This is a genomic window from Geodermatophilus sp. SYSU D00708, from assembly GCF_054050115.1.
The window spans coordinates 1-24,373 of record NZ_JBJGYS010000041.1; the positions used below are offsets into that span (position 1 = coordinate 1).

Below are 24,373 nucleotides of genomic sequence, written 5' to 3' on the forward strand. Positions count from 1 at the left end.
GCGCCCCCCGCCCCCCCCCCCCCCCCCCCCCCCCCCCCCCCCCCCCCCCCCCCCCCCCCCCCCCCCCCCCCCCCCCCCCCCCCCCCCCCCCCCCCCCCCCGCGACAGGAGGGCTGCGACCATGGCAGTCGTCAGCATGAAGCAGCTGCTCGACAGCGGCGTCCACTTCGGGCACCAGACCCGCCGGTGGAACCCGAAGATGAAGCGGTTCATCTTCACCGAGCGCAACGGCATCTACATCATCGACCTGCAGCAGACGCTCGGGTACATCGACAACGCCTACGAGTTCGTCAAGCAGACGGTCGCTCACGGCGGGACGATCCTGTTCGTCGGCACCAAGCGGCAGGCCCAGGAGGTCGTCGCCGAGCAGGCGCAGCGCGTCGGCATGCCCTACGTCAACCAGCGCTGGCTGGGCGGCATGCTCACCAACTTCTCGACCGTCCACAAGCGGCTGCAGCGGCTCAAGGAGCTCGAGGACATGGAGCAGACCGGCGTGATGGCCGGCCTGTCCAAGAAGGAGCAGCTCGGCCTGACCCGCGAGAAGGCCAAGCTCGAGCGCAGCCTCGGCGGTATCCGCGACATGCAGAAGGTGCCCAGCGCCATCTGGATCGTGGACACCAAGAAGGAGCACATCGCCGTCGGCGAGGCCCGCAAGCTCAACATCCCGGTCGTCGCGATCCTCGACACCAACTGCGACCCCGACGAGGTCGACTACAAGATCCCGGGCAACGACGACGCCATCCGCAGCATCACCGTGCTGACCCGCGTCGTCGCCGACGCCGTCGCCGAGGGCCTCATGGCCCGCTCGGCCGCGCAGGCCAACGCCGGCCGTGAGGACGGCGGCGAGCAGGTCATCGGCGGCGACGAGCCGCTGGCCGACTGGGAGCGCGAGCTGCTGACCGGCCAGCAGGGTGACGCCGCCGGCGCCACCGAGCTGCCCGAGACCCCGGCCGCCCCGCCCGCGGTGACCGCCGAGGAGGTCGCCCCGGTCGAGGGCGTGCCCGCCACCGGCGACACGGCCACCGGCACCCAGGGCGCCCAGAACGGCTGACCCGCGCCGGCGCCGTCCCCGCGCGACGCGGGGACGGCGCCGTGGCACGTCCGGACCACTCGGTCCGGGACACCTGACTTCGCACCACCGCCACCCAGACCCCAGAGGGAAGTGACATGGCTGACTTCACCGCTGCCGACGTCAAGCGTCTCCGCGACGCGACCGGCGCCGGGATGATGGACTGCAAGAAGGCGCTGACCGAGGCCGAGGGCGACTACGACAAGGCCGTCGAGCTGCTCCGGATCAAGGGCGCCAAGGACGTCGGCAAGCGCCTCGAGCGCTCCACGACCAACGGTGTCGTCGTCAGCAAGGACGGCGCGCTGCTCGAGCTCGACTGCGAGACCGACTTCGTCGCCAAGAACGCCGACTTCGTCAAGCTGGCCGAGCGGCTGCTCGACATCGTCCTGGAGCGCAAGCCGGCCGACATCGAGGCGCTGCTGGCCACCGAGGTCGACGGCCAGACCGTCGCCGCGCTGGTCGAGGCCGAGTCCGCCCGCATCGGCGAGAAGCTGGTCCTGAGCCGCTTCGCCGTCTTCGAGGGCACCACCGCCACCTACCTGCACAAGCGGGCCACCGACCTGCCGCCGGCCATCGGCGTGGCCGTGCAGTACTCCGGTGGCAGTGAGGACGCCGCGCGCAGCCTGGCGATGCACATCGCCGCCGCGCGCCCGCGCTTCCTCACCCGCGACGAGGTGCCGGCCGAGACCGTCGAGACCGAGCGCCGCGTGGCCGAGCAGACCGCCAAGGAGGAGGGCAAGCCCGAGCAGGCGATCGTCAAGATCGTCGAGGGCCGCGTCAACGCCTTCTACAAGGACTTCGTCCTGCTCGAGCAGCCGTCGATCACCGAGCCCAAGCGCACGGTGAAGCAGATCCTCGACGACGCCGGCCTGACCGTGGAGCGGTTCGCCCGCTTCGAGGTCGGCCAGGCCTAGTCGGCCCTCCTGCAGGGTCCCGCCGTGAGCGTGCGAGCGGCGGGAAGCAGGAGAGTCCTCTCCCACCGGCCCCGTCCCGATCCCGGGACGGGGCCGGTGGTCTGTCCGGGGTCCGACCGCGGGTACCCCTGCCCGCGACAGGCCGCGGAGCCCATGCGGCAGGATCAGGGGAACGTCGCCGAGCGAGGGAAGAACCGTTGACCGACACCGCCGCGCCGGAGGACACCGTGCCGCTGTCCGCCCCCTCCGCCTTCGAGCCCGCCGATGACACGGGCTACAAGCGGGTCCTGCTGAAGCTCTCGGGTGAGGCCATGGGCAACGGCAAGGTGGGCGTCGACTCGGCCACCGTGCAGAGCATCGCCGAGCAGCTCGCCAAGGTCGTCCACGGCGGCACCCAGGTCGCCGTCGTCATGGGCGGCGGCAACTTCTTCCGCGGCGCCGAGCTGTCGCAGGCGGGCATGGACCGCCGGCACGCCGACTACATGGGCATGCTCGGCACGGTCATGAACTGTCTGGCGTTGCAGGCGTTCTGCGAGCAGGTGGGCCTGGAGACGCGCGTCCAGACCGCGATCACCATGGGGCAGGTCGCCGAGCCCTACATCCCGCGCAAGGCGGTCCGGCACCTGGAGAAGGGCCGGCTGGTCATCTTCGGCGCCGGTGCCGGCATGCCGTACTTCTCGACCGACACGGTCGCGGCCCAGCGGGCGCTCGAGATCGGCTGCCAGGTGCTGCTGATGGCCAAGAACGGGGTGGACGGCGTCTACGACGACGACCCGCGCACCAACCCCGACGCGGTCATGTACCACCACCTCGACTACGCCACGGTGCTGGCCAAGCAGCTGAAGGTGGCCGACGCGACGGCCATCAGCCTGTGCATGGACAACCGCATGCCGATCGTCGTCTTCAACCTGCTGCGCGACGGCAACATCGCGCGTGCCGTCGCAGGTGAGAAGATCGGGACGCTGATCAGCGACCCGGCCTGAGCGGCCGGTCCGAGCAAGCAGACCCGCGACACCGGCGGTGGAGTCCCCGCCGCCCCAGGAGGAGAGACCCGTGATCGACGACACCCTGCTCGATGCCGAGGAGCGGATGGACAAGGCCCTGTCGGTCGCACGGGAGGACCTCGGCTCGGTGCGCACGGGGCGGGCCGCGCCGGCGATGTTCAACAAGATCCTGGTCGACTACTACGGCAGCCCCACGCCGGTGCCGCAGATGTCGTCGATCACCGTGCCCGAGGCACGGATGGCCGTCATCAAGCCCTACGACAACGGCCAGCTGTCGAGCATCGAGAAGGCCATCCGCGACAGCGACCTCGGCGTCAACCCGACCAACGACGGCCAGATCATCCGCGTGGTCTTCCCGCAGCTGACCGAGGAGCGCCGCCGCGACCTGGTCAAGATGGCGCGGTCCAAGGGCGAGGACGCCAAGGTCGCCATCCGCAACATCCGGCGGCGCAGCAAGGAGGAGCTCGACCGCATCGCCAAGGACGGCGAAGCGGGCGAGGACGAGGTGCGCCGCGCGGAGAAGGAACTCGACGACCTCACCGCCAAGCACGTGCACTCCATCGACGAGGCGGTCAAGCACAAGGAGAGCGAGCTGCTCGAGGTCTGAGCGCTCCCGGCTCCTCCCGCACATGACACCCGACCCCGACACCGGGCCGATCCCGCCCTCCGGCCGGCGCCCCGCACCGCCCCAGCCCCGGCCGGCACGCGAGACCCGGACGGCGCACCTGCCCGTGGCCGAGCCGGTGACCGTGGAGGCCCCGGCCGCGGGTGCCCCGGACCCGGTCCGGGGCGGCTCGGCCCCCGACGGCTCTCCCTCCGACGACCCACGCCCGGACGGCCCGGCTGACGTCGCCGCGCCGGCGGAGCCCCCGGCGCGCAAGCCCGGCCGGGCCGGCCGCGACATGGTCGCCGCCATCGGCGTCGGCCTGGGCCTGGGCGCGGTCATCATCGCCTCGCTGCTGATCTACCGGCCGGCGTTCCTGCTGGTCCTCGTCGCGGCGATCCTGATCGGGATCGTCGAGCTCACCCGAGCCGTCGAGGCCGGCGGGGCCCGTCCGCCCCTGGTGCCCGTCCTGGTCGGTGCGGTGGCGATGCTCGGCCTGGCCTGGACCCGCGGGGCCTCGGGCCTGGTCGTCGGCTTCCTGCTGACCGTCCTCGCCGTCCTGCTGTGGCGGCTCGGTGACGGCCCCGAGGACTACCTCCGCGACGCCTCGGCCGGCGTCCTGGTCACCGCCTACGTGCCGCTGCTTGCCGGGTTCGCCGTCCTGCTGCTGGTGCCCGACGACGGCGCGGCGCGGGTGCTGGCGTTCATCGCCACCGTCGTGGGCAACGACGTCGGCGGCTTCGCGGCGGGCGTGCTGGTCGGCAAGCACCCCATGGCCCCGTCGGTCAGCCCGAAGAAGTCGTGGGAGGGGATGGCGGGCTCCATCCTCGCCTGCGTGCTGATCGCCACACCGATCGTCACCCTCGCCCTGGACGGCCCGTGGTGGGGCGGGGTGCTGTTCGGCGCCGCGCTCGCGGTCACCGCCACGGTCGGCGACCTGGGGGAGTCCCTGATCAAGCGGGACCTCGGCATCAAGGACATGGGCACGCTGCTGCCCGGCCACGGCGGGATCATGGACCGGCTGGACTCGCTGCTGCCCTCGGCCGCGGTCGCCTACCTGCTGCTGTCCTGGGTCGCGCCGGCCTGAGGACGGGGCCGCGGTCAGTTCCCGCGGCCGACGTCCCAGGCGGAGCCCAGCACCCGGAACCCGCGGCGGGCGTACCAGTGCCGCGGCCAGTCCCCGGCGTGCGCCTCGAGGACGACGAGGTCGCAGCCGGCCTCCGCGGCGAGGGTGACCAGCCGGGCCAGGACGGCGTCGCCGTGGCCGCGACCCCGCGCGTGCGGCTCGGTCATCACCGACTCGATCGCGGCGGTCGCGCCGTCGACCCGCAGCTGACCGGCGGCGACCGGGCGGCCCTCCTCGCGGACGGCGACGTCGGTGACGGCCACGACCTCGCCGGTCCGGTGCTCGCGGCCGACGAGCTGGGCGACGACCTCGTCGAGCTCGGGCAGTGCCGGGAGGTCGCGCCGCCAGGAGCGCTCCCAGAGCCCGTGCAGCTCCCGCTGCTCCACCACCTCCGCGCGCTCACCGCCGTCCACCGGGGTGGCCGGACGCCCCATGACCACCAGCTCCGAGACCTCCCAGCCACGCCCGGCCAGCTCGGCGGCGACCGTCCCGGCGCCGGGCCAGCGCAGGACGGCGGTGGGGGAGGGCAGGCCGGAGTCGAGCGCCGTCCGCTCGACGGTCGCGGCGTCCACCGGGCGGGTGAGCAGCAGCGCGTTGTCGTCGCGCGAGTGCGCGAAGCGCGGATCGGCGACCAGCACGCCCTCGGGGACGTCGCGCACCACCGGTGACCGGCGGACGGCGAGGGACGTCAGCAGCGCCACGGCCCGGCCGAGTGCGTCGTCCGGGGTGGGCAGCAGGGGCTCGGTCGGCGGCCGCCACGGGACGACCGCGACCACGGCCGAGGTCGGCAGCGGTCCGTACAGGTGGGGGAAGCGGGTGCCCGGCGGGTCCTCGGGGTGGCCCGGTTCCCAGCGCAGCGGGTCGGGCGGGCGCGCGGGGTCGACGACGAGCAGGACGAGGTCGCGGCGCCCCGGGAACAGCCGCCCCGCGGGCAGGTGCACCTGCTCGGGCGTGGACAGGTGGACGAAGCCGGCGTCGGCCAGCGACGGCGGGCGCAGCGCCCCGGTGTCCAGGGCGGCGCGCCACGCCGTGGCCTCGGTCAGGTGGAGGAGGACCGTCACCAGCCGGGGCCGTCGAGCGGCGGGTCGGGGTCGATGCCGTGCTGGGCCAGGGCCGCCTCGATCGCCTCGCACACGGTGCGGACCACCGCCACCCGCGCGGTGCGCTTGTCGTCGGCGGCGACCACGTGCCAGGGGCCGCCGGGGTGGTCGGTGCGCTCCAGCATCTCCTCGACGGCGGCCTCGTAGGCCGGCCGCTTCTCGCGGTTGCGCCAGTCCTCGTCGGTGAGCTTCCAGGCGCGGTACGGGTCGTCGCGGCGCGACTCGAAGCGGCGCAGCTGCTCCTCGGGGGAGACGTGCATCCAGAACTTGACCAGGACCATGCCCTCGGCGGCCAGCGTGGTCTCCAGGTCGACGATCTCGGCGTACGCCCGGCGCCACTGCTCCTCGGTGGCGAACCCCTCCACCCGCTCGACGAGGACCCGGCCGTACCAGGTGCGGTCCAGGACGGCCATGCCGCCCCAGCCGGGCAGCACCGGCCAGAACCGCCACAGGAAGTGGTGCCGCTTCTCGTCGTGGGTGGGAGCCGCGAACTGCGCCACCCGGACGTGCCGGGGGTCGAGCGGCTCCACCAGCCGCTTGATCGCGCCGCCCTTGCCGGAGGCGTCCCAGCCCTCGAAGAGCACGCAGAGCGGGGGGCCGAGGTCCCCGAGACCGATCTGCCCGCCGAGCAGCAGGCGCAGGTGCACCAGTCGCTTCTGGGCCTGGTCGAGCTGCTCCCTGGCCTCGCCCTTGGACAGGCGCGCCGACAGGTCGACGTCCGACAGACGACTCATGCCGTGCAGCCTGGCAGGACGCCGGACGGTGTGCGCGACCTCGCCCGATGGGAGGAGGACACCGGTCCAGTTGATCAAGGCCCGCAGCGGCCGGGCCGAACCCCCGGGAGACCAACCCAGGAGGTTTCCATGGCCCGACCAGGGCGAACCTGGAGACGCCTCGTCGCCGGAACGGCGGCCGCGGCGCTCTCCCTCGGTCTGACCGCCACCTCGGCGCAGGCCGCGACCCCCGACGCTCCCGGCTCGTACCGCAGCGTCACCACGACCACCACCCAGAACACCTGGACGCCGGGCACGATGTCGTCGGTCAAGGACGTCGACACCTACCGGTTCACGACCACGACGGCGCGTTCCGCCCGCATCCTGCTCGGCGACCTGCGCGCGGACTACCGGATGCGCCTGCTGGACTCCGCGGGCCGCGTCCTGGCCACGTCCGACCGCGGCGGGCTGGCCAACGAGGAGATCTACCGCGCGCTGCCGGCGGGGAAGTACTACGTGGCCGTCGACGCACCGCACGGCAAGGTCTCGGCCAGCGCCTACGCCCTCAGGTTCACGAGCCTGGACTCCGGGCTGGTCCTGCTGTCGCAGCGTGTGCGCGGGTCGGGAGCCGCCCGGGTGGTCGACGTCGAGGTCCTGAACAACACCTCTCGTCCGGTCAGGACCCTGCGCTGGTGGTTCACCCCGACCACGCCCTGCGACCCGGTGCTGTCCGGCTCGTGCAGCGGCGGGTGGGGGCGGGACGTCTACATCCCGGCCCGCGGGCGGACCACGTTCACCGCGACGGGGGCGCCGACGAGCAGCTCCCGGGTCGCCGTGGACGCCGAGTGGACCTCCGGGACCTCCCCGAAGGTGTCGGTCGCGATCACCCGGACCACGAGCACCAGCGTCACGGGGACCTGGACCAATGGCAGCTCCTCCCGGCTGTGCTTCCCGACCCCTGTGCGGACCAGCTACGACACGCGCGGCGCGGTCCTCGCCGCCCACGAGGTCTGGCTCGCCGCCGGCCCCTGGGCCGCGGGGCGCACGTTCACCTGGTCGGCCACGAAGGTCCCGGCCCCGCCGTCGGGCACGGTCCGGACGGCCTGGAGCATCACCACCGGCCCACCGCCGCCGCTCGGCTGCTGACGACCCGCCGCGGCACGGCCTCAGGTGGTGCCGTGCCGCGGCGGACGCGTCGCGGGGTCATCCGGAGGACGACGTGGTGATCCCGTGCTGGCGGACCCAGGCGTGCATCGCGATCCCGGCGGCGACGCCGGCGTTGATCGACCGGGTGGAACCGAACTGGGCGATCGACAGCACCCCGTCGGCGGCCGCGCGCGCCTCCTCGGTCAGGCCGCTGCCCTCCTGGCCGAACAGCAGCACGCAGGCGCGGGGGAGCGGTTCGGTCTCCAGCGGCCGGGCCCCGGGCAGGTTGTCGACCGCGAGCAGCGGCAGCCCCTCGGCCCGCGCCCAGGCGGCCAGCGCCGCGACGTCGGGGTGGTGCCGCACGTGCTGGTACCGGTCGGTGACCATGGCCCCGCGGCGGTTCCAGCGGCGCCGTCCGACCACGTGCACGGCCTCGGCGAGGAAGGCGTTCGCCGTCCGGACGACGGTCCCGATGTTGAGGTCGTGCTTCCAGTTCTCGATCGCCACGTGGAAGGGGTGCCGGCGCGGGTCGAGGTCGGCGACGATCGCCTCGACGGTCCAGTACCGGTACCGGTCGACGACGTTGCGCCGGTCGCCGCCGGCGAGCAGCTCGGGGTCGTAGCGCGGGTCGTCGGGCCACGGCCCCTCCCAGGGGCCGACCCCCACGCCGTCGGCGGGGGTGAGTTCCCTCTCGGCCTCGGTCACCCGGCCGACGCTAGTGGGAGCATGGAGGTCGCCATGACTGCCCTGCCCCTGGTCTTCGACGCCCCCCGCCGGGGCAAGCCGCCCCGCCACCTCGCCGACCTCACCCGCGAGGAGGCGCGCGCAGCGGTGGCCGAGCTCGGCCAGCCGGCGTTCCGCGCCGACCAGCTGGCCCGGCACTTCTACCGGGGGGTCACCGACCCCGCGCAGATGACCGACCTGCCGGCCGCGGTGCGCGAGACGCTCACCGGCGCGCTGCTGCCCGGCCTGCTCACGCCCGTGCGCCACCAGTCCGCCGACGGCGGCCGCACCCGCAAGACGCTGTGGCGGCTGCACGACGGCGCGCTGGTCGAGAGCGTGCTGATGCGCTACCCGGACCGCGCCACCGTCTGCATCTCCAGCCAGGCCGGCTGCGGCATGGCCTGCCCCTTCTGCGCGACCGGCCAGGGCGGGCTCACCCGCAACCTGTCGGCCGCGGAGATCATCGGCCAGGCCGTCGCGGCCGCCGCGGCCATGGCGAACGGCGAGATCCCCGGCGGGCCGGGCCGGCTGTCCAACGTCGTCTTCATGGGCATGGGCGAGCCGCTGGCCAACTACGCGCGGGTCCGCAAGACGATCGACGCCCTGGTGACGCCGGCGCCGCACGGGCTGGGCCTGTCCCAGCGCTCGGTCACCGTCTCCACGGTCGGCGTCGTCCCGGCGATCCGGCGGCTCACCGAGGAGGGGCTGCACACCACCCTCGCGGTCAGCCTGCACGCCCCCGACGACGAGCTGCGCGACACCCTGGTGCCGATCAACACCCGCTGGAAGGTCGAGGAGGTGGTCGCCGCCGCGGACGCCTACGCCGAGCGCACCGGCCGCCGGTACTCGATCGAGTACGCCCTGATCCGCGACGTCAACGACCAGCCGTTCCGGGCCGACCTGCTGGGCCGGCTGCTCGCCGCGCGCCGGGCGCACGTCAACCTCATCCCGCTCAACCCGACGCCGGGCAGCCCGTGGGACGCCAGCCCCCTGCCCGCGCAGCGCGAGTTCGTCCGGCGGCTGCGCGCCGCCGGCGTGCCGACGACGGTCCGCGACACCCGCGGGCAGGACATCGACGGCGCCTGCGGCCAGTTGGCCGCCGCGGACCGGGTGGAGGGCGTCCCCGCCGTCGCGGTGCCGCAGCCGTCGCTGGAGCCCCCGGTGGAGCTCGGCGCCGAGGCCGACGAGTGAGTGACCGGGCCGAGTCCACAGCGCCACCGGCGGAGGCCCACGAGCACACCCACGCCGACGTCTCCGGCGGCTGGCTCCGGGCGGCCGTCTTCGGCGCCATGGACGGCCTGGTGACCAACACCGCGCTGGTCGCCGGCGTCGGCGGCGGCGGGGCGGAGCCGCGGGCCATCGTCCTGGCCGGGATGGCCAGCCTGGTGGCCGGCGCCATCTCCATGGCGCTCGGCGAGTACACGTCGGTGAAGACCCAGAACGAGCAGCTCGACCTCGAGGTGGCCAAGGAGCGCCGCGAGATGGAGCGCAACCCCCGCGGGGAGCTCGCCGAGCTGGTGCAGATGCTGCGCGTGCGCGGCGTCGACGCCGACCTCGCGGAGCGCGTCGCCGTCCAGCTGCACCGGGACCCCGCCGTGGCGCTGCGGCTGCACGTCGTCGCCGAGCTCGGCCTCAACCCCGAGGAGAAGCCCTCGCCGACGACGGCGGCGGTCTCGTCGTTCCTCACGTTCGCCACCGGCGCGGTGGTGCCGCTGCTGCCGTACCTGTTCGGCGCCTCGCTGCTGTGGGTGGCGCTGCTGTGCGGCGGGGTCGGGCTGGCCGCCGCCGGGGCACTGTCGTCGCGCTTCACCCCGAGGCCGTGGTGGTTCGCTGCCGCCCGCCAGTTCCTCTTCGGGGCCCTCGCCGCCGGGGTCACCTATGCGATCGGCCTGGCGATCGGCGTCAGCGTCTCCTGAGTCGGCCCCGTCCCGAGTGGCTCGCGCCGAGCGTGCGAGGCGTGAGGAGGACGGGGTCCTTCTACTGGCTGCGCCAGGCGTTCTTCCGCCGGAAGTAGTCCATCACCTTGATGAGGATCATGATCACGACCAGCGCGACGAGCCAGTAGTCCTCCATCCGGCCCTCGTGGTTGCCGATCAGGTAGGCCGCCAGGAAGAGGATCGCGACCCAGGAGGCGATCCGGCCCGCCCGGCCGGTCTCGCCGTGCCAGCCCCACTCCTCGGGCCGCTCGTGCTCGACCGGGTGCTCGCCGCGACGGACGACCGCCTCCTCGCGACCGGGTTGGTTGACCCGCTCGGTCGCGGGGTGGTCCGTCGTGATCCGCTCGCGGTGGGTCTGCTCACTCACGGGCCCATTCTGGCAGGAGGCTCCCGCGCCCACCGCCCGAGGGAGGGCGGCGCGCCGACCTCGGGGAGGATGCACCCGTGAGTGACTGTGCCGTCCTGCCGGCTCCGCCGGGCGGGAGCGAACGGGGAGCGCGATGAGCGACCTGCGCGAGGTGACCGTGCTCGGGTCCACCGGCTCGATCGGCCGGCAGGCGATCGCCGTGGCCGAGCAGAACCCCGACCGGCTGCGGATCACCGGGCTGGCCGCCGGGGGCGGGGACGTCGGCCTGCTGGCCGAGCAGGCCCTGGCCCTCGGCGTCCGGACCGTCGCGGTCGCCCGCGCGACGGCCGCCCAGGACCTGCAGCTGGCCTTCTACGCCGCCGCCTCGAAGCGCGGCTGGTCGACCGGCCGGTTCGCCCTGCCGGAGATCCTCGCCGGGCCGCGCGCGGCCGAGGAGCTCGCCGCCCGCCCCGCCGACGTCGTGCTCAACGGGATCACCGGCTCCATCGGCCTCGGGCCCACGCTCGCCGCGCTCGGCGCCGGGCGCACCGTCGCGCTGGCCAACAAGGAGTCGCTGGTGGCCGGCGGTGCGCTGGTGACCGCGGCCGCGGCCCCGGGCCAGCTGGTGCCGGTCGACTCCGAGCACTCGGCGCTCGCGCAGTGCCTGCGTGGCGGGCACAGGAGCGAGGTGGCCCGCCTGGTGCTCACCGCCAGCGGCGGGCCGTTCCGCGGCCGCAGCGCCGCCGAGCTGGACGGCGTCACGCCTGAGCAGGCGCTGGCGCACCCGACGTGGACCATGGGCCCGGTCGTCACGATCAACTCCGCGACCCTGGTCAACAAGGGCCTCGAGCTGATCGAGGCGCACCTGCTGTTCGACGTCCCCTACGCCGACGTCGACGTGGTCGTGCACCCGCAGTCGATCGTGCACTCGATGGTGACCTTCGCGGACGGCGCGACCATCGCGCAGGCCAGCCCGCCGGACATGCGCCTGCCCATCGCGCTCGCGCTCGCCTGGCCCGACCGGCTGCGGCACGTCCAGCCGGCCCTGGACTGGTCGACGGCCAGCACCTGGGAGTTCGCCCCCCTGGACGACGAGGCGTTCCCCGCCGTGGCGCTGGCCCGGTCGGCGGGGGAGGCGGGGGGCGTGGTCCCGGCGCTGTACAACGCGGCGAACGAGGAGGCGGTCGCGGCGTTCCTGGCGGGTCGGCTGTCGTTCCGGGGCATCGTCGACCTCGTCGCGCGTACCCTCGACGACGCGCCGGACCTCGGCGCCCCCACCACCGTCGACGACGTCCTGGCGGCGGAGAAGTGGGCCCGGGAGCACGCCCGGGGCGTCATCGCCGGAGGCTGAGCTGAGCGGGTTCCTCCTGACCGTCCTCGGGATCGTCGCGTTCGCGATCGGCCTGCTGTTCTCCATCGGCTTCCACGAGTTCGGCCACTTCTTCTGGGCCCGCCGGTTCGGCATGCGGGTGCCGCAGTTCATGGTCGGCTTCGGTCCGACGGTGTTCTCGCGGCGCCGCGGGGAGACCGAGTACGGCATCAAGGCCGTCCCGCTCGGCGGCTACATCCGGATCGTCGGGATGATCCCGCCGGCCGAGGAGGGCGAGAGCAAGCGCGCCACCCGGATGCGCAGCTTCATCGCCGAGGTCCGCGGCCAGGCGCTCAACGACGTCCTGCCCAGCGATGCCGGGCGGGTGTTCTACGCCAAGCCGTGGTGGCAGCGGGTGATCGTCATGTTCGCCGGCCCGTTCCACAACCTGGTCCTGGCGGTGGTCTTCTTCACCATCACGCTGACCGCCGTCGGCACCAGCGTGCTGACGACGACGGTGCGCGACGTGCCGGCCTGCGTGCTGCCCGCGGGCGCGGCCAGCGCCACCGCCGAGGACCCCTGCTCGGTGCCGATCACCGCCGACGGGCAGCTGTGCGAGGCCGGCGCGGCCGGGTGCGCGGTGCCCCAGCAGAGCCCCGCGGCCGCCGCGGGCCTGCGGCCGGGCGACACGATCGTCGCGATCGGCGGGCAGCGGCTGGACAGCACCGCCTACGACAGCTGGACGGCGGTGCAGGAGGCGATCCGCAGCCACCCCGGCCAGGAGCTCGCGCTGACCATCCAGCGGGACGGGCAGCAGCGCGACCTCACCGTCACGCCGATCGCCAACACGGTCTACGTCGAGGCCGGCAGCGACGACACCACGACCGCCGGTTACCTCGGGGTCTCGCCGACCGTGGAGCTGGCCCGCCAGTCCTGGACCGAGGTCCCCGGCTACTTCGGCCAGATCGTCGTGAACTCGGTGGAGCGGCTGGTCGAGATCCCCGAGAAGGTCCCGCAGCTGTTCCGGGCGGCCTTCCTCGGCGAGGAGCGGGACGAGAACGGGCCGATCGGCGTCGTCGGCGTCGGCCGGATCTCCGGCGAGGTCTTCGCCATCCAGGAGTTCTCCGGCGCGGAGAAGGTCAGCTTCTTCCTCAGCCTGCTGGCCAGCGTCAACCTGGTGCTGTTCCTGTTCAACCTGCTGCCGATCTACCCCCTGGACGGCGGGCACATCGCCGGAGCCCTCTACGAGCGGGCCCGCGCGGGCGTCGCCCGGCTGCGCGGCCGCCCCGACCCGGGGCCGTTCGACATCGCCCGGCTCATGCCGGTGGCCTACGTCGTGGCGGGGCTGTTCATCGTGCTGTCGGGGCTGCTGCTCGTCGCCGACATCGTCAACCCGATCACCCTGCAGTAGGTCACAGCCTCGGCCGACGGCACCGCGCTGCGCAGCGGGCGATACTGGGTGTCATGGCGACCCCCGTCAGTCTCGGCATGCCCGCAGCGCCCCCGCCCGTCCTGGCCCCCCGGCGGAGGACCCGCCAGCTCGACGTCGGCGGCGTGGGCGTCGGCAGCGACTTCCCCGTCAGCGTGCAGTCGATGACGACGACCAAGACCGCCGACATCAACGCGACGCTCCAGCAGATCGCCGAGCTCACCGCCGCCGGGTGCCAGATCGTGCGGGTCGCCGTGCCGGACACCGACGACGCCGAGGCGCTGCCGGCGATCGCCGCGAAGTCGCAGATCCCGGTCATCGCCGACATCCACTTCCAGCCGCGCTACGTCTTCGCCGCGATCGACGCCGGCTGCGCCGCCGTGCGGGTGAACCCGGGCAACATCAAGAAGTTCGACGACCGGGTCGGCGAGATCGCCAAGGCGGCCAAGGACGCCGGCATCCCCATCCGCATCGGGGTCAACGCCGGCTCCCTCGACAAGCGGCTGCTGGCCAAGTACGGCAAGGCCACCCCGGAGGCGCTGGTCGAGTCGGCGCTGTGGGAGTGCTCGCTGTTCGAGGAGCACGACTTCCGCGACATCAAGATCTCGGTCAAGCACAACGACCCGGTGGTCATGGTCCGGGCCTACGAGCTGCTGGCCGCCCGCTGCGACTACCCGCTGCACCTGGGGGTCACCGAGGCCGGGCCCGCCTTCCAGGGCACCATCAAGTCCGCCGTCGCCTTCGGCGCCCTGCTCAGCAAGGGCATCGGCGACACCATCCGCGTCTCCCTGTCGGCCCCGCCGGTGGAGGAGGTCAAGGTCGGCACCCAGATCCTCGAGTCGCTCAACCTGCGCCAGCGGGGGCTGGAGATCGTCAGCTGCCCGTCCTGCGGCCGGGCCCAGGTCGACGTCTACCGGCTGGCCAACGAGGTCACCGCCGGCCTCGACGGGCTGGAGGTGCCGCTGCGGGTGGCCGTCATGGGCTGCGTCGTCAACGGTCCGGGGGAGGCCCGCGAGGCCGACCTCGGGGTCGCCTCCGGCAACGGCAAGGGGCAGATCTTCGTCAAGGGCGAGGTCATCAAGACCGTGCCCGAGTCGCAGATCGTCGAGACGCTCATCGAGGAGGCCATGCGCCTGGCCGCCGAGATGCCGGCCGGCGAGCAGGCCGACGGCGGCGTCCCCGCGGGCCCCGTCGTCACCGTCGGCTGACCGACGCAGGTGCTGCGCACCCCGACCGCCCGGGTCCTCGACGAGACCGACGAGCCGGCCGTCCGCCGCCTGCTGGCGACCGAGCCGGTGGCCGCGTGCGTCATCGCCGGGCGGGTGGAGGTCGCCGGCACCGCGGCCCGGGCGCTGGGTGCTCCGCTGTGGGGCTTCGGCTCGGGGCGCTCCCTGGACGCCGTCTGCCTCGCCGGGGCCAACCTCATCCCCTTCGCGCTGCCCGGCGCCGAGCGCGCCGCGGCGGCCGCCTTCGCCGAGCGCGCCCGGCGGGCCGGCCGGCGCTGCTCGACGATCGTCGGGCCGGCCGCCTCCGTCGACCCGCTGTGGGAGCTGCTGGAGCCCTCCTGGGGGCCGGCCCGCGACCACCGGCCCCGGCAGCCGCTCCTGGCCATCGAGGGGCCGCCCGCGGTGGCACCCGAGCCCCGGGTGCGGCCGGTGCGCCCCGCGGAGCTGGAGGTGCTGCTGCCGGCCGCCGTGGCGATGTTCACCGAGGAGGTCGGGGTCAGCCCGCTCCGGGTCGACGGCGGCGCCGGGTACCGCGCTCGGGTCGCCGACCTGGTCCGCGCCGGGCAGTCGCTGGCCTGGATCGAGGACGGCGAGGTCTGGTTCAAGGCCGAGATCGGCGCCGTCTCGCGGACGGTCTGCCAGATCCAGGGCGTCTGGGTGGCCCCCGCCCACCGGGGGCGCGGCATCGGCACCGCGGGCACCGCCGCGGTCGTGGACTACGCCCGCACCGCGATCGCCCCGGTGGTCAGCCTCTACGTCAACGACTACAACGCGCCGGCCCGCGCGGCGTACGCGCGGGTGGGGTTCCGCGAGGTCGGGCAGTACGCCAGCGTCCTGTTCTGAGCCGCCGTGCCGCTGACAGGTGTCGGCGGTGCCATCTGGAACGCTGTCCTCCCGTGCGTACTCGTCGCGGAGCCGTCCTGGGAACCACGCTGACGCTGCTGGCCGTGCCGGTGCTGGCGGCCTGCTCGGGGAACGCCGAGGACGACGTCCGGGCCGCCGCCGAGGCCTTTCTCGAGGACTGGGCCGGCGGGGACGCCGCGGCCGCCGCCGGCGCCACCACCGACCCCGACGCGGCCGGCGCCCTGCTCGAGCAGACCGCCGCGGACCTGCCCGACGCCACCCTCACCCCTGAGCTGGGTGCGGTCACCGTCGAGGACGGCACCGCCACGGTCGACTGGACGGCCACCTGGGACCTCGCCGCCGCCCCCGACTGGAGCTACCCGGCGACCCTCACGCTGCGCGAGGCCGACGAGGGCTGGGACGTCGTCGCCGAGCCGGCGCTGGTCCACCCGGAGCTGGCCGAGGGGCAGCACCTGGTCCTCCAGCGCGAGCTGCCCGAGCGGGCGGCGATCACCGACGCGGACGGCCGGCCGCTGTTCACCCCGACCGAGGTGGTCAACGTCGGGGTCGACCCGGCGCAGGTCACCGACCTGCCCGCCCTGGCCGCGGCGCTGTCGGCGGCCACGGGCATCGCCGCCGAGGAGATCACCGCCGACGTCCAGGCCGCGCAGCCGGGCCAGTTCGTCCCGGTGATCACCCTGCGCCGCCCGGACTTCGAGGCCATCCGCGGCCAGGTCTTCGACCTCCCCGGTGCGGTGTTCCCGACCGAGACCCGGCTGCTGGCCCCCAGCTCGCGGTTCGCGGCCGCGCTGCTGGGGCGGGTCGGCCCGGCGACCGCCGAGGTGCTGGAGGAGACGGCGCAGGACGGCGTCCCGGCCTACGCGGCGGGGGACCAGCTGGGGCTCTCCGGCCTGCAGCGGGCCTTCCAGGAGCAGCTGACCGGCACGCCGGGCTTCACCGTCACCGTGGCCAGCACCGACGAGAGCACCGGCGACGCCGGGCGGGAGATCGACTCGGTCGACCCCGTCCCCGGCCGGCCGGTGCAGACGCCGCTGGTGCCGGCGGTCCAGACCGCCGCGGACGCCGCCGTCGCGGGGCAGCCCCTGCCCACCCACCTGGTCGTCGTCCGGCCGGGCACCGGCGAGATCCTGGCCGTCTCCTCCAACGAGGCGGCCGCCGCGGGCAACGCGCTGGCCGGGCAGTTCCCGCCCGGGTCGAGCATGAAGACGATCACCGCCACCGCGCTGCTGTCGACCGGGCAGCTGACTCCGCAGACGCCGGTGGCCTGCCCGGGGACGTTCGTCGTCGACGGCCGGGAGTTCGAGAACCAGGACCAGTTCGACCTGGGCACGGTGCCGTTCACCCAGGCGTTCGCGAAGTCCTGCAACACCACCTTCATGGAGCAGGCCCTGCAGCTGCCCGACGACGCCCTGGCCACCGCGGCCGCCTCGTACGGGGTGGGCACCGACTGGCAGCTGCCGGTCGACGTCTTCAGCGGCAGCGTCCCGGCCGACAGCACCGGGACGACGAAGGCGGCCGACGCGATCGGTCAGGGCCAGGTGCTCATGAGCCCCGCGCAGCTGGCCCTGGTCGCCGCGGGCGTGGCGAGCGGCACCCCGGCGGTGCCCGTGGAGGTCGTCGGCGCCGAACCGGCCGGTCCCGCCCCGGCCGGCCCCGACGCCGCGGTGCTCGACGCGCTGCGCCCGATGATGCGCGAGGTCGTGCTGTCCGGGACCGCCACCGCCCTGGGCGACCGCGGCGACGTGTACGGCAAGACCGGCACCGCCGAGTTCGGCAGCAACACCCCGCCGGACGCGCACGGCTGGTTCATGGGCTACCAGCTCGGCGGACCGCAGGGCGACATCGCCTTCGCCGTCCTGGTGGAGGGCGGCCAGTCCAGCAGCGCCGCCGTCGGCGTGACCGACGCCTTCCTGGGCGGGCTCGGCTAGGTCCGGCCGGTCAGCCCTCGGGCAGCCCCGGGAAGGGGGAGGTCAGCGGCGTCCGGCCGGCCGGGCCGCGCCAGCCGACCGCCCGCACCTCCGCGGCCCCGAGCTCGTCGGCGGCCATCCGCCGCACCGAGGACTGCACGGCCTGGTCCAGCACCCGCACCCAGGCCCGGGCGACGCCGTCCTCGAGGACGACCGCGAGCGCCGCGGCGTCGACCTCGGACAGGACCGGGAACGGCAGCGCGTAGCCCCCCTGCGCGGGGACGGGCTCGTCCCCGCGGTCCTCCAGCAGCGCCGCCAGCCGGTCGCGGACGTCGCGGTGGGCGTTCTCCGAGTCGGCCGCCTGACCCCGCGACTCCGGAGCCAGGCCCGCACCGACCGTGCCGTACCCCCACACGGCGGCGTGCTCGGCGGCCAGCGCCTCGCGCAGCGCGGTGGTCTCGGTGCCCTCGTCGAGGACGCCGTCGTCAGCCATGTGTCGTCCCCCTCGGGTGGACGCCGGTCACGCCAGGGCCGCCTCGTGGCCCCGCAGCCCGGCGGCGATCGAGCCCAGCAGCGCCGCCGGCGCACCGCTCTGGTCGACGCTCGCGTCGGCGTGCGAGCCGGCCGCGGCGGCCACCTGCTCGCGCAGCCAGCCCCGGACGTCGGCGCCCGGCGGCGGCGTGGCGCCGGCAGCGGGGGAGGAGGACGAGGCGGCGGCCGAGGACGTCGACGACGGCGCCGCGGCACGCAGCCGGTCCAGCTGCTGGCCGGCCTGCGCGGCGAGCTCACCCACCTCGCCGGCGAGCGCCGTGTCCGCGGCGCCGGCCGCGGCGTAGGCGGCGACGACCGCCTCCTGGACGGCGACCTGCGCGGCGAGCCGGTCGGCCTGCCGGCGGTCCACCGCAGGGTCGTCCGACCCGCCGGTGCACCCCGCGGCGGCCAGCGCCAGGCCCGCCGAGCCCACCAGGAAGGCGCGCCGGGAGAGGCCCAGGGGGGCGGGGGGAGGCGACGGGGACATCGGCTCCATCCTCTCAGGGCGGGGGAGGTGGCCGCGGCAGCACCGGTGGGCGGGTCCCGCCCGGCGCCGGGTCTCGGGGTCTGCCGCCGGGCGGTAACCTGGCCCTTCGCCCGGTACCGGGCTTCGACGGCGTGCCCGCCGCCGCCCGCGCGAGCACCCCACCGGGAGGCGGGTCGGCCGCGCCGGTGCGCCGACCGAGCCAGGAGAGGGAGGGAGCCCGTGTCCGCCGCTTCCCGCACGACCCCCGTCGCCACGCGGCTGGCCGGGCTGATCGGGCCGGTCGTCGACGCCGCCGGGTACGACCTGGAGGAGCTGGTGGTCACCCCCGCCGGACGGCGCAGCGTCGTCCGGGTCGTGGTCGACCGCGACGAGGGGATCACCCTCGATGACATCGCCGAGGTGAGCCGGGCGGTCTCGGAGGCCCTCGACCAGCACGACGGCGAGTTCGGCAGCGCGCCCTACGTGCTGGAGGTGACCAGCCCCGGGGTCGACCGGCCGCTCACCGAGGAGCGGCACTGGCGGCGCAACACCGGCCGGCTGGTCGCGGTGGGCGTCGGCCCGCAGGGGGCCGTCGAGCAGGTCACCGCCCGCGTCCTCGCGGTCGACGGCGACGGCGTCTCCCTCGCGGTCGAGGCGAAGGGCAAGCCGGGGGCGAAGAAGCGGCCGCCGACCCAGCGGCACGTGCCGTGGCGGGAGCTGGGTACCGGGCGGGTGCAGGTGGAGTTCGGCCGGCCCGACCCCGAACCGCAGGCCGAGACGGACGCGCAGCCGGATCCCGCAGACGACGACGGAGGAGGACAGTGAACATCGACGTGACCGCCCTGAAGGCGGTCGAGCGGGAGAAGGGCATCCCGGCCGACACCGTCATCGAGGCGATCGAGACGGCGCTGGTGACGGCCTATCGGCACGCCGACGGTGCGGCCAAGCACGTGCGCGTGCACGTGGACCGCAAGAGCGGCGAGGTCGCGGTGCTGGCCCAGGAGCTCGGGCCCGACGGCGAGGTCGTCCGGGAGTGGGACGACACCCCCAGCGACTTCGGCCGGATCGCGGCCAGCACCGCCAAGCAGGTCATCGTGCAGCGGCTGCGCGACGCCGAGCACGAGCAGACCTTCGGCGAGTACGCCGGCAAGGAGGGTGACATCGTCAGCGGCATCGTGCAGGCGCACGACCGCCGCAACGTGCAGGGCACGGTGCTCATCGACATCGGCAAGGTGGAGGCGGTCCTGCCGCCCGCCGAGCAGGTGCCCGGCGAGAGCTATCCGCACGGCAGCCGCGTCAAGGCCTACGTGGTGTCGGTGGCCCGCACCTTCCGCGGCCCCCAGGTCACCGTCTCGCGCACCCACCCCAACCTGGTCCGCAAGCTGTTCGCCCTCGAGGTCCCCGAGATCGCCGACGGCAGCGTCGAGATCGTCGCCGTGGCCCGTGAGGCCGGGCACCGCTCCAAGATCGCCGTCCGCACCAAGGTGCCCGGGCTCAACGCCAAGGGCGCCTGCATCGGCCCCATGGGCCAGCGGGTGCGCAACGTGATGAGCGAGCTGCACGGCGAGAAGATCGACATCGTCGACTGGTCCGACGACCCCGCGACGTTCGTCGCCTCCGCGCTGAGCCCGGCCCGGGTGAACAGCGCCCGCGTCGTCGACGCGCACGCCAAGGCCGTCCGCGTCGTGGTGCCCGACTTCCAGCTGTCGCTGGCCATCGGCAAGGAGGGGCAGAACGCCCGCCTGGCCGCCCGGCTGACCGGCTGCCGGATCGACATCCGCAGCGACGCGCAGCCCGACGACGACGCCGCGCCCTCGCCCGGTGAGGGCCGGGCACCGCTGCGCTCGGGTGCCCCGGCCGGGCGGCCCGGCGGGCGTCCCGGTGGGGCGGGAGGCGGATCACGTCCCGGACGGGTGGGCAACTCCCGGAGTGCGGAACACCCGGGGCCTGCCGCGCGCTAGAGTGCAGGGTGGCCGAAACGTCGATCCCGGTGCGCACCTGTGTGGGCTGCCGGAAGCGCGCTCCGGTCACCGACCTGTTGCGCGTCGTCGTCGCGGGCGGGGCCCTCGTCCCCGATCCGCGGCGGAGGCTCCCCGGGCGGGGAGCGTCACTGCACCCCACACCGGAGTGCCTGCGCGCAGCGGAACGACGCCGGGCCTTCGTCCGGGCACTGCGCTGCAGCAGCCCGGTGGAGGCCGGTCCGCTCCGGGTCCACGTCCTCGGTCCGCCGTCCGCGGCGCCGCCGGGAGCGGAGCCGCGGCGGGCGGGAGAACGAACGACAACCGCAACAACACAGACGGACCGGCAACCGGCCGGTCCGCAGTCGAGTCAGGACGTCGTCGGATGAGCAAGCCGTGAAGTCCCCACGATGACCATGCAGTACTGACGACGAGGTCGAGCGGGCCAGCCGCCGGCCTCACCAAGAGGAGATCCGTGCCAGGCAAAGCCCGCGTACACGAACTCGCCAAGGAGTTCGGTGTCGACAGCAAGACCGTGCTCGCGAAGCTCAAGGAGCAGGGCGAGTTCGTGAAGTCCGCGTCCTCCACCGTCGAGGCCCCCGTGGCCCGGCGGCTCCGTGAGGCCCTCGGTGCCGCCGGCAACGGCGGCGCCTCGGCGGCTCCGGCCGCTCGTCCCAGCGCTCCCGCTGCCCCGGCGCCCGCGGCTCCCGCCGCCCCGGCCCCGGTGGCTCCGGCCGCGCAGGCCCCCGCCGCCCCGGCCCGGCCGGCCCCCGCGCCCGCACCGCAGGCGCCGGGGACGCGTGCCCCGGGCGGTCCCACCCCCGGCCCGCGTCCGACGGCCGCCCGTCCGGGCGCCCCGGTGCCCGGCCCGCGTCCGACCGCGCCGGCCCCCGCCGCGCCCGCGGCTCCGGCCGCGCCCGCGGCTCCGGCCGCGCCGGCGGCTCCGGCCGCCTCCGCGCCGACCCAGCAGCCGCCCGCGGCCCCCAGTGGCCCGCGGCCCGGTCCCGCTGCGCCCCGTCCGGCTGCCGCCGGTGGAGCGGCTCCGGGGGCGCCGCGGCCCGGCAGCCCGCGGCCCGGTCCCCGTCCGGCCCCGCGGCCGGGCAACAACCCGTTCAGCAGCGCGCCGCGCCCGGCGCCCTCCGGTGGTGCGCCGCGCCCCGGTGCGGGTCCCCGGCCCGGTGCCGGCGGTCCCCGTCCGGGTCCCGGTGCCGGCGGTCCGCGTCCGGCGGCCGGTCCCGGCGGTCCCCGTCCGGGTCCCGGTGCCGGCGGTCCGCGTCCGGCTGCCGGTCCGGGCGGTCCGCGTCCGGCTGCGGGCCCCGGTGGCCCGCGCCCGAACCCGGGCATGATGCCGCAGCGTCCGAGCCCCGGCATGATGCCGCCGCGGCCGGCCGGTGCCGGCCGTCCCGGTCCCGGCGGCGCCGGCGGCCGTGGCCGTCCCGGCGGCGGTCCCGGTGGCGGGGGCGGCGGCTTCCGTCCCGGTGGCGGCGGTGGTGGCGGCGGCGGCGCGCCCGCCGGCGGCGGTTTCCGTCCCGGTGGTGGCGGCGGTGGCCGTGGCCGCGGCCGTGGTGGCTCCGGTGCCGGCACCGCGGGTGCCTTCGGCCGTCCCGGCGGGCGTGGCCCCGTCCGCGGCCGCAAGAGCAAGAAGCAGCGGCGCCAGGAGTTCGACCAGATGGCGGCGCCCAGCATGGGCGGCGTCAGCCTGCCGCGCGGCAACGGGCAGGTCGTCCGGCTCCCGCGCGGTGCGTCGCTGACCGACCTCGCCGAGAAGATCGGCGCCCAGCCGGCCGCGCTGGTCACCGCCCTGTTCCACCTGGGCGAGATGGTCACCGCGACCCAGTCGGTCAACGACGAGACGCTGCAGCTGCTCGGCGCCGAGATCGGCTGGAACATCCAGGTGGTCAGCCCCGAGGACGAGGACCGCGAGCTCCTCGAGACCTTCGACCTCACCTTCGGCGACGAGGGTGACGAGGAGGACTGGGAGGCCCGTCCGCCGGTGGTGACCGTCATGGGTCACGTCGACCACGGCAAGACGAAGCTGCTCGACGCCATCCGCAACACCAACGTGGTGGCGCGGGAGGCCGGCGGCATCACCCAGCACATCGGCGCCTACCAGATCGTCAGCGAGCTGGAGGGCGAGGAGCGGCCGATCACCTTCATCGACACCCCGGGTCACGAGTCGTTCACCGCGATGCGTGCCCGTGGCGCGAAGGTGACCGACATCGTCGTCCTGGTCGTCGCGGCCGACGACGGCGTCATGCCGCAGACGGTCGAGGCGCTCAACCACGCCCAGGCCGCCGACGTGCCGATCGTGGTCGCGGTCAACAAGATCGACAAGGAGGGGGCCAACCCCGCCAAGATCCGCCAGCAGCTCACCGAGTACGGGCTGGTGGCCGAGGAGTACGGCGGCGACACGATGTTCGTCGACGTCTCCGCGACCACCCGCCAGGGGCTCGACGACCTGCTCGCGGCGATCCTGCTGACCGCCGACGCCTCGCTGGACCTGCGCGCCAACACGCAGATGGACCCGCAGGGCGTGGTCATCGAGGGCAAGCTGGACAAGGGCCGCGGCCCGGTCGCGACCGTCCTGGTCCAGCGCGGCACCCTCAAGACCGGCGACTCGATCGTGGCCGGCGACGCCTACGGGCGCGTCCGGTCGCTGCTCGACGAGTACGGCAACAAGCTCAAGGAGGCCCTGCCGGCCCGTCCGGTGCAGGTCGTCGGGCTCACGTCGGTGCCGCGCGCGGGTGACACCTTCCTCGTCGTCGAGGAGGACCGGGTGGCCCGGCAGATCGCCGACCGCCGCCAGGCCCGCATCCGCAACGCGCAGAACGCGCAGATGCGCAAGCGGATCAGCCTGGAGGACCTCGACGCGGCGCTCAAGGAGAACCGCCAGCTCAACCTGATCATCAAGGGCGACAACTCGGGCACCGTGGAGGCGCTCGAGGAGGCGCTGATGAAGATCGAGGTGAGCGACGACGTCTCGCTGCGGGTCATCCACCGCGGCGTCGGCTCGATCACCAAGAGCGACATCGACCTGGCGCTGGCCGACGACGTCATCGTCCTGGGCTTCAACGTCCGGGCCGAGGGTCAGGCCACCGAGCTCGCCAACCGCGAGGGCATCGACGTCCGGTACTACTCGGTCATCTACCAGGCGATCGAGGAGATCGAGGCGGCCCTCAAGGGCATGCTCAAGCCGGAGTACGAGGAGGTCCAGCTCGGCACGGCGGAGGTCCGCGAGGTCTTCCGGGTGCCGAAGATCGGCAACGTCGCGGGCTCGATCGTCCGCAGCGGCACGATCAACCGGAACTCCAAGGCCCGGCTGGTTCGCGACGGCGTGGTCATCGCCGACAACCTCACCGTCGAGTCGCTCCGCCGCTTCAAGGACGACGTGACCGAGGTCCGCGAGGGCTACGAGTGCGGTATCGGTCTCGGGTCGTTCAACGACATCAAGGTCGAGGACGTCGTCGAGACCTTCGAGATGCGCGAGAAGCCGCGCGCGTAACGCAGGCCAGTGGCGGCCCCTGCAGGAGGGCACTCGACCCTCCTGCAGGGGCCCGGCGCGAGTGGCGAGCCTGAGGGGCAGGAGGGTCCTTCGAGTGTTCACCGGCGCGCTGACCGCCGACCTGTTGCTGGGCGACGTCCACTCGCTCAAGGGCAAGCGTGCCGTCGTCCGGCCGATCGTGGCCGAGCTGCGGCGCCGTTTCGCCGTGGCCGCGGCCGAGGTCGGCGACCAGGACCTGCACCGCCGCGCGCAGGTCGGCGTGGCCACGGTCGCGGCCGACGCCGCCCAGGTGACCGACGTGCTCGACGCCTGCGAGCGGTTGCTGGCCGAGCGGCCGGAGGTGACGCTGCTGTCGACGCACCGGCAGCTGTTCTCCGACACGGACTGAGAGAGGACCTCCCTCCTCCCCACCACTCGCAGGCTCGCGGTGGGCCCCTGGGGGGAGGCCACCCGCGCCGTGTCCGATCCGCGTCCCGTTTCGGCGGGGCGCCCTGCACCAG

At 74.7% G+C, this 24,373-nt stretch carries 24 protein-coding genes and 1 pseudogene; 19 read left to right on the top strand and 6 right to left on the bottom strand.

Annotation, left to right across the window (positions count from 1 at the left end):
• The first annotated feature begins 120 nt into the window (after positions 1-120).
• From rpsB to ACI79D_RS22910, 5 genes are all read left to right on the top strand, one after another.
• Positions 121-1,050: a 30S ribosomal protein S2 gene (rpsB, locus tag ACI79D_RS22890; RefSeq protein ID WP_456920822.1), complete on the top strand. Its 930-nt coding sequence runs from the start codon at positions 121-123 to the stop codon at positions 1,048-1,050.
• Positions 1,051-1,166: 116 nt separating this feature from the next.
• On the top strand, positions 1,167-1,982 hold the full coding sequence (tsf, locus tag ACI79D_RS22895) for a translation elongation factor Ts (protein ID WP_456920823.1): 816 nt from the start codon (positions 1,167-1,169) through the stop codon (positions 1,980-1,982).
• Between the two features lie 197 nt (positions 1,983-2,179).
• The gene (gene pyrH, locus ACI79D_RS22900; protein ID WP_456920824.1) at positions 2,180-2,965 is read left to right on the top strand and encodes a UMP kinase; all 786 of its coding nucleotides are present in this window, start codon (positions 2,180-2,182) and stop codon (positions 2,963-2,965) included.
• Positions 2,966-3,035: 70 nt separating this feature from the next.
• The gene (gene frr, locus ACI79D_RS22905; RefSeq protein WP_456920825.1) at positions 3,036-3,593 is read left to right on the top strand and encodes a ribosome recycling factor; all 558 of its coding nucleotides are present in this window, start codon (positions 3,036-3,038) and stop codon (positions 3,591-3,593) included.
• Positions 3,594-3,615: 22 nt separating this feature from the next.
• Positions 3,616-4,677: a phosphatidate cytidylyltransferase gene (locus ACI79D_RS22910; RefSeq protein WP_456920826.1), complete on the top strand. Its 1,062-nt coding sequence runs from the start codon at positions 3,616-3,618 to the stop codon at positions 4,675-4,677.
• Between the two features lie 14 nt (positions 4,678-4,691).
• Here ACI79D_RS22910 and ACI79D_RS22915 read toward each other — a convergent pair whose 3' ends face one another.
• Together ACI79D_RS22915 and ACI79D_RS22920 are read right to left on the bottom strand one after the other, a co-directional pair.
• The gene (locus ACI79D_RS22915) at positions 4,692-5,777 is read right to left on the bottom strand and encodes a GNAT family N-acetyltransferase (protein ID WP_456920827.1); all 1,086 of its coding nucleotides are present in this window, start codon (positions 5,775-5,777) and stop codon (positions 4,692-4,694) included.
• Complete coding sequence (locus ACI79D_RS22920; protein WP_456920828.1) at positions 5,774-6,550, bottom strand: polyphosphate kinase 2 family protein; 777 nt, start codon at positions 6,548-6,550, stop codon at positions 5,774-5,776. The genes ACI79D_RS22915 and ACI79D_RS22920 overlap by 4 nt, the downstream gene beginning before the upstream one ends.
• Before the next feature lie 129 nt (positions 6,551-6,679).
• Between ACI79D_RS22920 and ACI79D_RS22925 the strand changes: the two genes are divergently transcribed.
• Entirely contained in the window at positions 6,680-7,675 is a 996-nt protein-coding gene (locus tag ACI79D_RS22925) for a hypothetical protein (protein WP_456920829.1), read from the top strand.
• A gap of 57 nt (positions 7,676-7,732) precedes the next feature.
• On the opposite strand, the gene ACI79D_RS22930 is transcribed toward ACI79D_RS22925, so the two are convergent.
• Positions 7,733-8,380, bottom strand: coding sequence for a TrmH family RNA methyltransferase (locus ACI79D_RS22930; RefSeq protein ID WP_456920830.1), 648 nt, complete (start codon positions 8,378-8,380; stop codon positions 7,733-7,735).
• A 33-nt stretch (positions 8,381-8,413) separates the two neighbouring features.
• Here ACI79D_RS22930 and rlmN point away from each other — a divergent pair, with 33 nt between their 5' ends.
• Both rlmN and ACI79D_RS22940 read left to right on the top strand, forming a co-directional pair.
• Positions 8,414-9,589: a 23S rRNA (adenine(2503)-C(2))-methyltransferase RlmN gene (gene rlmN, locus ACI79D_RS22935; protein ID WP_456920832.1), complete on the top strand. Its 1,176-nt coding sequence runs from the start codon at positions 8,414-8,416 to the stop codon at positions 9,587-9,589.
• On the top strand, positions 9,586-10,314 hold the full coding sequence (locus tag ACI79D_RS22940; protein ID WP_456920833.1) for a VIT1/CCC1 transporter family protein: 729 nt from the start codon (positions 9,586-9,588) through the stop codon (positions 10,312-10,314). The genes rlmN and ACI79D_RS22940 overlap by 4 nt, the downstream gene beginning before the upstream one ends.
• 61 nt (positions 10,315-10,375) lie before the next feature.
• Here the strand turns inward: ACI79D_RS22940 and ACI79D_RS22945 are convergent, their stop codons facing one another.
• Positions 10,376-10,702 (bottom strand): DUF2631 domain-containing protein, encoded by a 327-nt coding sequence (locus ACI79D_RS22945; RefSeq protein ID WP_456920834.1) that lies wholly within the window; start codon positions 10,700-10,702, stop codon positions 10,376-10,378.
• A gap of 133 nt (positions 10,703-10,835) precedes the next feature.
• Between ACI79D_RS22945 and dxr the strand changes: the two genes are divergently transcribed.
• From dxr to ACI79D_RS22970, 5 genes are read left to right on the top strand one after another with little or no spacing between them, the layout of a single operon-like run.
• Positions 10,836-12,032 (top strand): 1-deoxy-D-xylulose-5-phosphate reductoisomerase, encoded by a 1,197-nt coding sequence (gene dxr, locus ACI79D_RS22950; protein WP_456920835.1) that lies wholly within the window; start codon positions 10,836-10,838, stop codon positions 12,030-12,032.
• Between the two features lie 46 nt (positions 12,033-12,078).
• Positions 12,079-13,401 (top strand): M50 family metallopeptidase, encoded by a 1,323-nt coding sequence (locus ACI79D_RS22955; RefSeq protein WP_456920861.1) that lies wholly within the window; start codon positions 12,079-12,081, stop codon positions 13,399-13,401.
• 53 nt (positions 13,402-13,454) lie between these two features.
• A complete protein-coding gene (gene ispG, locus ACI79D_RS22960) occupies positions 13,455-14,627 on the top strand; it encodes a flavodoxin-dependent (E)-4-hydroxy-3-methylbut-2-enyl-diphosphate synthase (RefSeq protein ID WP_456920836.1) in 1,173 nt (390 codons plus the stop codon).
• 9 nt (positions 14,628-14,636) lie between these two features.
• Positions 14,637-15,488 carry a GNAT family N-acetyltransferase gene (locus ACI79D_RS22965; protein ID WP_456920837.1) on the top strand — a complete coding sequence of 284 codons (852 nt, stop codon included), beginning with the start codon at positions 14,637-14,639 and terminating at the stop codon, positions 15,486-15,488.
• Positions 15,489-15,541: 53 nt separating this feature from the next.
• A complete protein-coding gene (locus ACI79D_RS22970; protein WP_456920839.1) occupies positions 15,542-17,437 on the top strand; it encodes a penicillin-binding transpeptidase domain-containing protein in 1,896 nt (631 codons plus the stop codon).
• Between the two features lie 10 nt (positions 17,438-17,447).
• On the opposite strand, the gene ACI79D_RS22975 is transcribed toward ACI79D_RS22970, so the two are convergent.
• On the bottom strand, positions 17,448-17,909 hold the full coding sequence (locus ACI79D_RS22975) for a ferritin-like domain-containing protein (RefSeq protein ID WP_456920840.1): 462 nt from the start codon (positions 17,907-17,909) through the stop codon (positions 17,448-17,450).
• 27 nt (positions 17,910-17,936) lie between these two features.
• A complete protein-coding gene (locus tag ACI79D_RS22980) occupies positions 17,937-18,434 on the bottom strand; it encodes a hypothetical protein (RefSeq protein WP_456920841.1) in 498 nt (165 codons plus the stop codon).
• 219 nt (positions 18,435-18,653) lie between these two features.
• Between ACI79D_RS22980 and rimP the strand changes: the two genes are divergently transcribed.
• The 6 genes and pseudogenes from rimP (at position 18,654) to ACI79D_RS23010 (ending at position 24,261) form a co-directional block, all read left to right on the top strand.
• Complete coding sequence (gene rimP / locus ACI79D_RS22985) at positions 18,654-19,238, top strand: ribosome maturation factor RimP (protein WP_456920842.1); 585 nt, start codon at positions 18,654-18,656, stop codon at positions 19,236-19,238.
• Positions 19,235-20,374 (top strand): transcription termination factor NusA, encoded by a 1,140-nt coding sequence (gene nusA / locus ACI79D_RS22990; protein WP_456920843.1) that lies wholly within the window; start codon positions 19,235-19,237, stop codon positions 20,372-20,374. The genes rimP and nusA overlap by 4 nt, the downstream gene beginning before the upstream one ends.
• A gap of 41 nt (positions 20,375-20,415) precedes the next feature.
• On the top strand, positions 20,416-20,760 hold the full coding sequence (locus ACI79D_RS22995; protein ID WP_456920862.1) for a YlxR family protein: 345 nt from the start codon (positions 20,416-20,418) through the stop codon (positions 20,758-20,760).
• A gap of 86 nt (positions 20,761-20,846) precedes the next feature.
• Positions 20,847-20,990: pseudogene (locus ACI79D_RS23000) on the top strand (translation initiation factor IF-2 N-terminal domain-containing protein); the annotation flags it as partial.
• 1,050 nt (positions 20,991-22,040) lie between these two features.
• A complete protein-coding gene (infB, locus tag ACI79D_RS23005) occupies positions 22,041-23,873 on the top strand; it encodes a translation initiation factor IF-2 (protein ID WP_456920863.1) in 1,833 nt (610 codons plus the stop codon).
• 94 nt (positions 23,874-23,967) lie between these two features.
• Positions 23,968-24,261, top strand: coding sequence for a DUF503 domain-containing protein (locus tag ACI79D_RS23010; protein ID WP_456920845.1), 294 nt, complete (start codon positions 23,968-23,970; stop codon positions 24,259-24,261).
• The last annotated feature ends 112 nt before the right edge of the window (positions 24,262-24,373 follow it).